General features: G+C 54.2%; 6 protein-coding genes and 5 pseudogenes. 4 read left to right on the forward strand and 7 right to left on the reverse strand.

The annotated features are described in order from the left end of the window. Positions 1-17 precede the first annotated feature (17 nt). From K6T64_RS15375 to K6T64_RS15390, 4 genes and pseudogenes are all read right to left on the reverse strand, one after another. On the reverse strand, positions 18-689 hold the full coding sequence (locus tag K6T64_RS15375) for a GntR family transcriptional regulator (RefSeq protein ID WP_288010941.1): 672 nt from the start codon (positions 687-689) through the stop codon (positions 18-20). 174 nt (positions 690-863) lie between these two features. After that, a pseudogene (locus K6T64_RS15380) lies at positions 864-1331 on the reverse strand (transposase); the annotation flags it as partial. Positions 1332-1428: 97 nt separating this feature from the next. Then, entirely contained in the window at positions 1429-2721 is a 1293-nt protein-coding gene (ltrA, locus tag K6T64_RS15385; RefSeq protein ID WP_288010942.1) for a group II intron reverse transcriptase/maturase, read from the reverse strand. Between the two features lie 567 nt (positions 2722-3288). Next, a pseudogene (locus K6T64_RS15390) lies at positions 3289-3780 on the reverse strand (transposase); the annotation flags it as partial. Between the two features lie 249 nt (positions 3781-4029). Here K6T64_RS15390 and K6T64_RS15395 point away from each other — a divergent pair. After that, on the forward strand, positions 4030-5247 hold the full coding sequence (locus tag K6T64_RS15395; RefSeq protein WP_288010944.1) for an IS110 family RNA-guided transposase: 1218 nt from the start codon (positions 4030-4032) through the stop codon (positions 5245-5247). 51 nt (positions 5248-5298) lie between these two features. Here K6T64_RS15395 and K6T64_RS17055 read toward each other — a convergent pair. Continuing rightward, positions 5299-5688, reverse strand: a pseudogene (locus K6T64_RS17055) (IS256 family transposase); the annotation flags it as partial. A 130-nt stretch (positions 5689-5818) separates the two neighbouring features. On the opposite strand from K6T64_RS17055, the gene K6T64_RS15405 reads away from it, so the two are divergent. The 3 genes and pseudogenes from K6T64_RS15405 to K6T64_RS15415 all read left to right on the forward strand — a co-directional run bounded on the left by K6T64_RS15405 (position 5819) and on the right by K6T64_RS15415 (position 7949). After that, positions 5819-6598 carry a sporulation-delaying protein SdpB family protein gene (locus K6T64_RS15405; RefSeq protein WP_288010945.1) on the forward strand — a complete coding sequence of 260 codons (780 nt, stop codon included), beginning with the start codon at positions 5819-5821 and terminating at the stop codon, positions 6596-6598. A 13-nt stretch (positions 6599-6611) separates the two neighbouring features. After that, positions 6612-7241: pseudogene (locus tag K6T64_RS15410) on the forward strand (IS1634 family transposase); the annotation flags it as partial. Positions 7242-7520: 279 nt separating this feature from the next. Then, a complete protein-coding gene (locus K6T64_RS15415) occupies positions 7521-7949 on the forward strand; it encodes a thiol-disulfide oxidoreductase DCC family protein (protein WP_288010947.1) in 429 nt (142 codons plus the stop codon). Between the two features lie 415 nt (positions 7950-8364). On the opposite strand, the gene tnpA is transcribed toward K6T64_RS15415, so the two are convergent. Continuing rightward, on the reverse strand, positions 8365-8700 hold the full coding sequence (gene tnpA / locus K6T64_RS15420) for an IS66 family insertion sequence element accessory protein TnpA (protein WP_288010949.1): 336 nt from the start codon (positions 8698-8700) through the stop codon (positions 8365-8367). Between the two features lie 524 nt (positions 8701-9224). Continuing rightward, positions 9225-9540 (reverse strand): annotated as a pseudogene (locus K6T64_RS15425) (transposase); the annotation flags it as partial.

Here is a 9540-nt window from a genome sequence, read left to right on the forward strand (position 1 = left end):
CATTCCTACTTGTCTTACTATTTCTGGAATAACTTTACTGTTTCTAGGACCAGAGGAAGAGAATCCCACACATGTTCGGCAGCCCGACGCCTGGCCAAATCGCTATCACCTTTGCGAATTGCCTCCAGAATTTCTCTATGTTGGTTCAGAGTGACTGGAGGGCGTTCTTTATTCGAAGACCAGGAAAACACACGATACAAATTAATTCCGTCAAGAAGCTGCTGTAGAAACTGCAGTAAAACGGGGTTGCCGCTCGCAAGAGCAACAGTTTCATGAAACCGGTTGTTCTCACGGATGACTTCAAGCGACTGGTGGTTTCTAAGATAGCGCGTTGCTGCCTCAAGGATTTCTTCAAGAGTATCAATTTGTTCAGTGGTGATCCTCTTTGCCGCAAGAGCAGCCGCAATGCCCTCAAGTTCTGCCCTCAGTTCATAGAAAGACTCAATTTCTTTTTCTGTCGGAATAGGCACCCGAAACCCACGATGTGGGATCGATTCCAAAAGACGTTCTTGTTCCAATCTGCGCAACGCTTCTCTCACCGGAGTTCTGCTCACACCAAGGATCTGCAAGAGCTCACGCTCCCTCAACCACTGACCCGGCTTAAAATGCCCCGACAAAATAAGCTCACGTAACCGCTTATGCACTGTTTCACTTATTGTTTGGACTATTACCAAATTAGAGTCGGCCACCTTACAACCCCCTTCATTATATATTGTGTGCAATATGATTCGTTTCGTATGATGTATTAAATATACCATGATAAAAAATACGTCAATACTGACAGCACGTCATGACACGTGGCCTCGACCCAAATAAGCCTTTCCCGGTCGTCGTAGATTTTCGTGACGGCCTTTTTCTTCAATTTACGCGGTGATGGATTTGTTTTCCTGCTGTGGTTGCGGATGTACACATTTGTGTAATGCATCAAGGAGCAGAGGGATTTGGCGAAATCCCTTGACGGTCCTGAACTTTTTCTCCGCCTCCAAAAATCCTGCAGCCGCCCAGCGCAGCACCTGTTCCCCATTCTGCCAGCGCTTGACGTTCCGACTCACCATCCGCACCTTCTCATTGGCTGATTCGATCGCATTCGTCGAGCGCAGAGTTCCCCGAAGCAGTTCCGGAACTCCCAGCCGGATCACGGTCACGGTCTCTTCCATCCCCTCGCGCAAACTGGCTGCTGCTCCTGGATACGCCTTCTCAAGTTGTGCCGCCAAGCGCCGCAGGGCCGCCAGTGCCTCTTTTTCGGTCTCCTGGCGCCAGGCCTCCCGCAATTGCCTCTTGACCCAATCTCGCTGTTTCTCCGGCAGATGCTCCAGGACATTGCGCTCCTGTAGAGTAGAAGGCTGGCGCGACAAGGCCGTTTCCAGCCTCCCCTCGTCGAACCGTGCGTGACGTTTTCCGTCACACGGCTCTCCTCATCCCTTCACCTCAGGCATTCACAGAATCGTAGACTACCGTTCCCGCCAATGTACGTAGGCCAAGATGCGTGTGGCTGGCCAGGTAGACCGCCATCCCACGCCGGATACCTCGGCGACCATACTTCCGAGAAATGAATCGGCTCAACCGAGCTACCACGTAGTTGTCCATTGCCCGAAACTGGCGTGTGGAGTTCCCATAACGAAAATACGCACCCCAACCAGTTAGGAATTGATTCAGCTCTTGGACAACCACACTGACAGGTAGGCCGATCCGGTGTAAAGGAGTTAGTTCGCGGATGCGCTCACGTGCCCGCTTCATCGCCTTCCGGCTCGGCCAGCAAGCGACGTACCATTTGCCGGTCTTCCAGTGACTCGGGAGCCAGCGATAGTGGTAGCCGAGGAAATCGAATCCGCTTCCCTTTTCTTGCAGGTTCACTACTCGCGTCTTCTCCGGCGAAAGAGTCAGCCCTAGCCTTCTGAGCAGCAGTTGAAGGATCCGGTAAATCCGTTCAGCCTGCCAGCGCTGCCAGGTCAGAATGACCAGATCGTCCGCATATCGTACGAGTTTCCCCAGTCGGCTGTATCGAGTCTGCCACAGCATGTCCAGAACATGAAGGTAGATGTTCGCCAAGAGAGGCGAGATGACCCCTCCCTGCGGCGTCCCCGTTTCCGTATCATGCAGTGTCCCGTCTTCCATCACGCCGGCGTCCAACCACTGCCACAACAGGCGTAGCATTCTCCGATCACTTACCCGACGTCTTACAAGCCGCATCAACAGCCCGCGTTTCAGATTGTCGAAGAACCCGACGATATCCGCATCCACCACCCAGCGGCATTGCTCTCGTTGAATGGCGCGGCGTATGCGTTGTCTCGCATCATGGGCTGAACGTTTGGGTCGAAAGCCGTACGAGCAATCGCAAAAGTTGGCTTCAAAGATCGGCTCCAGCACGATCTTCGCCGCAGTTTGGACGATTCGGTCTCGAACGGTCGGTATACCCAGTGGACGCTTACGTCCATCCGGCTTTGGAATGTACACCCGCCGAACGGGCTGCGGACGGTAACTGCCGTTCCGCAGTTCCTCCTGCAATTGACGAAGAAAGGGAACCACGCCTTTCTGCTCGATGTCCTCAATCGTGACCCCGTCCACGCCGGCACTGCCGCCGTTCGCTTTCACCATCTCCCAAGATCGCCACAGTATGTCGCTCCGGTAACCCTTGTCATACAATGCGTGGAACCGTCGCCCTCGATTCTGCTTGGCCGCAAGGTACAGCTTGACTTGGAGAGAGCGCGTCCTTTCTTGCATGTGGTTAGCCGTTTTTGACATTCATGCAACGCCCCTCTCTTCGTCTCGCATGGAATGAGCAGGGGACCTTCTCTCGGACGCGGTTTTGTTGTCCGCCGTCCTCAAGCGGTACTACGTCCCCATCCGCCACCCTCCTGGCAGAGAGCCGACTTCCCGGGGCTCACCGGTTATACGGCCTCCGTCTCCTGTTTCCAGGGCCAGGGAGGGCTTCCCCAGTTCCGATGATGGCCTTCGAACCGTTCCGCTCCCCTTACCGCGGCGAGTTCTTCGAGACTGCCATCCAGGTTCTTCGTCTCTTCCGTGGCCTTCGCCGTGACACACCCGGCTCGGCTCTCGCTTGTTCCCTTTATGGGGCTGCCATCACGCGGCGGCAGGATTCGCTTCATGCTACGGACCGGTTGGTTGCTCCCCCTATAGGGCTTTTGACACGGCGCTTCGGTGCCCGGCGTTTCCCCCGAACACCGGCCGTCTGCTACCGGGCTCCCTGGCGATTACCCGGACCGGACTTTCACCGGCTGGTCACCATCAGCTTGCGCGGATTCAATCTCAACCCGCTCTGGGCACACTGTGCACCTGACACCGCTGAACCAATGCCATCTCTCCAAACACGTCCCGTACTGCGGCACGCAAAGCCTTACTCCCGTCGATGACGACCAGGATCCCATCATCGGTTTTCAGTCCCCGGTCCACAAGATCGGTCAGCAGTCCTTTACACACTGTCGCATTCTCTGTCGCTCCCTCCCAGACGCCCAGGATCTGCTTCTGTCCCCCTACGTCAATCCCTAATGCCGCCACTACGGTGTGGTCCGCCATGACGATCCCGTCAATAACTAGCGCCACGTACCGGCGGTCGTCCAGGCGCCGCTGCATGAGTTTTTCGAGCAGCTTCTTCGTGGCGGCAATGAAACGCCGGCTAACGGCGCTCTTGCTCGTGCCGGAGGTTTCCACCTCGTTTCCGACCGGCTCAAGACCAAACGCATAGTTTCGGGTCGACAAGCCATGAATCATCCGCTCCAACGCGGCCTGGGTCAGCAGCGTTGGATCCTGAAAAGCCTGGTAGACCCCCATGCCGCCGGGGCGGCACCAGCAGAAGGATGAAAATGAGTCGGTGTTGAACAGTTACTCTGGTGGCTGGTGAAGGCAGGTCGTCACGCCTTGGTGCCTCGAGCCCGTAAGGTAGACTGACTCCGACGACCAGGTGCACCACAGAATGTCGCTCCTGACTCAAGGAAGCACGCGGGATAGAATGATCGGTCATGGTCGTTGCACCAGCCCTTCAATCTAACCAGCTCACCAGGAAGGACGGCCATGAATGTCGTTTATGAACGTTGTTGCGGGTTGGATGTGCACAAGAAGACGGTCGTCGCTTGTGTACTGACTCCAGAGGCCAAGGAGATTCGCACATTTTCCACGATGACAGAAGATCTCCTGGATATGGTGGATTGGCTCCATCAGCATCAGTGCACGCATGTGGCGATGGAAAGCACGGGTTCCTACTGGAAGCCCATTTACAATCTGTTGGAATCGGTAGACATGCAGGTGCTGGTGGTCAATGCCAAGCACATGAAAAACGTTCCGGGCCGAAAGACCGACGTCAAAGATGCCGAGTGGATCGCCAGTTTACTGCGTCATGGTTTACTGCAGGCCAGCTACATTCCAAACCGGGCACAGCGAGAATTGCGAGAGCTCCTTCGCTATCGTCGCAGCTTGATTGAGGAGCGGACGCGGGAAGTAAACCGGATCCAGAAAGTGCTAGAGGGAGCGAACATCAAACTATCCTCGGTCGCCAGTGACACCCTGGGCAAATCGGGACGGGCCATGTTGGACGCCATGATTCAGGGCGAAGAAAACCCGGAAGTCCTGTCCGAGCTGGCCAAGGGGCGGATGAAGGCGAAAAAGGCGGATGTTCGGAAGGCACTGCAGGGATTGATGGGTCCCCACCAGCGCATGATGCTGGCGACACAATTGCGTCATATCGATTACCTGGATGAAGAGATTGCCCGGCTGGACGAAGAGATCAAGAAGCGGATGCGCCCTTTTGAAGAGGACCTGGAGCTGCTGGAAACCATCCCCGGTGTCGGTCGACGGACGGCAGAACAAGTTTTGGCGGAGATTTGGACGGATATGGACCAATTCCCGTCGGCCGCTCATTTATGCTTATGGGCAGGACTGGCTCCAGGGAACAACGAAAGTGCGGGGAAACGAAAGTCGGGCAAGACTCGCAAGGGGAACCAAAAACTTAGAGCTGCCTTGGTGGAGGCAGCCCGTGCAGCGGCAAGGACAAAGAACACGTATTTGGCTGCTCAATACCATCGCATTGCCGCTCGTAGGGGGAGTAATCGTGCAGCCGTTGCGGTCGCGCACAGCATCTTGACCATCGTGTACCACATGCTCCGACGACGTCAGCCTTACAAGGAACTCGGCCCGACGTATTACGACACACGTCAAAAAGAAGCAGTCGTGAAGCAAGCCATTCGAAAGCTGGAATCATTCGGCTTCCAAGTCACGATCCACCCTGTCGCGTAGGCCTCTGTGTGTGGAAATATCATACAAATGCCCCGTCTACGATGGGGTTAGTTCAGTATGCGCTTCTACAGACATTCGTGGCGCGTGATTTTCGGGATAGGCCTCCAGCGGGATTTCATGACCGTCGACGCTGCGTACCCGAACTTTTTCCACAGCCACCTTCCGGCCCCCAAGCATCACGGAGCCCTTTTCCTTTCCGTGTCGCACAGCCTTGCGCTTTGGATTGTGTTTCCCTTTGGGGCCCACCAAAGCTTCGACTTCCTCTCGCATCATGAGTTGAATCACTCGAAGCCCGGTTTGAACCGCCAAGGCCATGAGTCCCTCTTTCGCGCTCTCCATCACGTCCAGTAGCGACAGTTGGAGGGTGAACTGCTGAGAAGGATCTAGTGTCGAAAACAGGCTCTGGTCATTTCTCACAATTTGATGTACCCTTGATTTCATAGGTGGCGTTCTCCTTTCTTGTTGTGCCCAATCCCGTTATACCAAACGGGTTCAGGAGACCGCCACCTTCAAATTTCCACGAAACCTGGGACAACGCCTCCGACCAGCTCAAGGGCTCTCAGAAATCGATATGAGTCAAAATCTTGTGCGGAAGATTTCCTTTTTCAACTTGTTCCCGAATCACCTGGAGGTCGCCCGGTGGGTCATAGTGATCGTTATGCTGATTGTTATGTCTGGATGGCGTCCAAGAATCACTGGGATTATTCACTTCTGGATTGCTTGTTCAGTGTTTAATAGTGCCGTGCTTTTAGACGGGGGAGAACAAGTTCTAACCGTGATGACACTTATTCTTTTACCCATTACTCTCTTGGACGATCGTAAGTGGCATTGGTCAAAGCCCGAAACCAAAGCAGGAAGTGCGGCCTATTTATACAAAGTTATGGCAGCTCATATTGTTATTAACTTCGCGCGTCTACAGCTTTCTATCTTATACGGGCAAGCTGCAATTCAAAGACTTAAGAATCCTGAATGGGTAGACGGAACCGCTGTTTACTATTTCTTTCAGATGCCGATGCTCGGTATCACCGATACAATGAAAGCACTGCTAAACCAGATCTTGACCTCCCCCTTTGTATTTTTTATTACTTGGGGCGTAACTATCGTAGAGTTATTCCTCGCTTTTGGATTTTTGGCTCCGAGGAACAGATGGAAATACTTTCTCGCTTCAGGGGTGTTCCTACACTTGGGGATCGCGGTCTTGCTTGGTCTTTGGACGTTCTCTCTCACGATGATTGCTTGCTTGATCGTTTCATATGTACCAGAGGAAAAGATGTTGGAGCTTAAGTGGCTAAGCAAATGGTTTAATAGAAAAGACGTATCTACGGAATTACAGAACAGTCCAGCACAGTAGAGGCCGTTGTACTCTTCTTGTACGCCGGGAACCGTTGTACCGGATCGAGTGGTTCTTCAGGGATACGGATGTGGGGGCCTTGTTCGGCAATGGGATTGAGGCCGGCCACTTCAATGACGACCGGCTGGCACGGGCCCTGGATAAGTTTGCCGACGCCGATCCTTGGCGCATTTATCACGAGATTGCCTTGGGATCCCCGGATGCCTGCTCCCTCGTTCTGGATGTCATCCGGCTGGACACCACCTCCTTTTCCGTGCAAGGCAGCTACGATCCCGCCGACTTCGAGGATGCGCCTTTTCGGATCACCCGAGGGTACAGCAAGGACCTGCGTCCGGACCTCAAGCAGTTTCTCTTTGGGCTGGGGAGTTACGGCGGGCTTCCCTTATTCGCGGATGTGATGAGCGGGAATCAGAGTGACAAGACGTGGTACGGGCCATGGACAGAGCGCATCACCGAACTGCTGTCGCCGGAGGTCTGGAACACCTTGGTCGTCGTGGCCGACTCGGCCCTTGTGACCGAGGAGAACCTGAACACCTACGAGAAGCGGTGGTTTATTAGCCGCATGCCGGAAACGTATCGTCTGTGTGAGGCGCTCAAGGACCGGGCGTTTGCCGATGAGAGCCGGTGGATCGAGGTCGGTTCAGCGGGAACGGTGTGGCAGCGACGGAAATGACCCCTTTTCAACGGCAGATCCTAAGCGCACTGGATATCTAAGAGCCGCACCGGTTTTTCCGGATGGTTCCCAGAAGAGCGCTGTAGTTACACGTCGTGTTAGTGGGAATCGGTCAGGATACCTTATCTTGTCTCAGGTTTAAAGGTATTCGTGTGACTTCAAACTGTCCAACTCGGGGAATACTGAGTGGCAGTAACACCGTGACTCGTTCAGCAACCCTACTTACTAGTGAAAAGGAGGTCTGTACTCTTGGTAGGTCACTATCGATTACGAAAGAGTTCTTCTATGACCGTTTACTATGATGGATATTGTCCATATTGCCGTGCTACCGCCATGAGCATTCGAGGTCTGGATCTTTCGCGGCGGATAAGTGTGATTTCCTTTCGGCATGACACGGGTTACGAAAATTATGGCATTAAAATCGAAGATCTTGAACAAGAAATGGTAGTCCTTCTCAACCAAGGTGATCAATATCGTATCTATAAGGGTTTTGATGCAGTTTTAGCGGTGCTGCGAGGATTACCATTGCTTTGGCCGGTGTTTCCGCTCGTTTGGTGTTTGGGGCGCGTCGGATTGGGTGATATGGTTTATCGCTGGATGGCGGACAATCGTCTGATCATACCAGATGCAAAGCATTGCCAGGATGGACTTTGTCCTAGCCCCCCAAAAAAACAATAGAAGATTACTTTACTACTGCAGGTGTCAAACGGGGCCGGCGGCTGTAGGCTTTCTGGGCACGCCAAATAGACCCCACCGACCCAAGTGACAGGGCCTGTTCTTCATTTTAGTGTTGACGTGGCACCGGATGGCCGACGGCGGACGGACTCCGGCAGATCGGGTGACCAGGGTAACAGTCTATCCAAGACACTGGTATCGTTGATGTCCACGTTGGGTAGCCGCTCAAACAGGTATCGAAGACATTCGTAGGCTTGGGGGCGGCTTACAGGACGGTGTGGCCCGTTACCTCCCGATGGGCCTGGCTTTGAATCACGGGTCCAGTCGAACTGCTCTTTGACCAGCACAGCGAGCTCGTCGATGGACTTGCGCAGGTCGGTGCTTTCGCAGGCCAGATAGACCCGTTGTCCGGGATTCTCTAAACTAAACACTGGGACATCAGGGCCCGCACGAGGTCGGCGAGCCACTGGGGGGAACAGCCGGACCGGGCTTCCAAGACGACGTGGTTGACCCGGATGACTACGGAGGTGTCTGCGTCCAACGAGGTTTCGTCGATCTCAACGGGGAGCCATTGGGGCAACGGAGAAAGGCTGGGGGTCTGGGTCTGCTCAATGCTTCGCAGTTTCCGCCGCCAATAGTACAGCTGATGGGGTTGAATGTGGTGGGCAGCACACCAGGCGGCGGCGCTTTGGCCGCTGGCCTCGAAGTGGGCCACACGGTCAGCCCAAGTTTTCCGCAACTCGGTCCTTGTCATGGCGATGATCCTCCTCCTGCACTCAGGTGGTGTATGAGAGAATCATCGCATGCGGCTGACCACTCGGCCAGGTGTGGACTATTTTACGCTTACACTCCACCGGTAATAGACGCCCCAAATGGTCCGCCTCTCACACACTCCATCACGCACTGTTCGGCTTCATCCTACACGCGACTTATTGTCACCTTCTCGCTTTATCATACACCGACCGCAAAATCCACTCTTTAACTAGGGCCTGCTGAACGATTAAAAAGTCCCGTGATGGAAGGGATTTCGGTACCTGACAGAGAAATTTAGTGCATGGTTTTCGCGTGAAACCCTTCAAAAACTGAGGTGGACCCCATTGTCAAGACATTTTTTTGGCCCTTTTTAAAGTGTGTCGGGATTCCTGAATATGGATATGAGGGCCGGACGCATTTTCCATTTCTGGATCATCCCTCGATCATTCTGGTGGAGGAGCCCCCCTTCGTCGTTGGTGCTCGTTCTTGGCAGGAGGATCCCCCTCCTTGGCGGAGGGGCCCCCTCTAGAGCCCGAACACAGAGGCCGGCGTCACGTATCCCAGGGACTGGTGCGGGCGCTTGTGGTTGTAGAACTCCAGGTATCTGGCGATCCCTTCCCGAGCCTGTCTCGGCGTTTGGTAGTCGTGAAGATACACCTCTTCCTGCTTCAGACTCCGCCACAGGCGCTCGGTGAAAATGTTGTCCAGTGCTCAACCTCGACCGTCCATGCTGATCCGAATCCCGTGGCCCAAAAGTATGTCGATGTATTTCGCGCTGGTGAAATGGCTGCCCTGGTCACTGTTGAGAATCTCTGGCTTCCACTTCTCCAGAGCCTGAGAT

This window comes from Kyrpidia sp., from assembly GCF_023512215.1.
Taxonomy (GTDB): Bacteria; Bacillota; Bacilli; order Kyrpidiales; family Kyrpidiaceae; genus Kyrpidia; species Kyrpidia spormannii.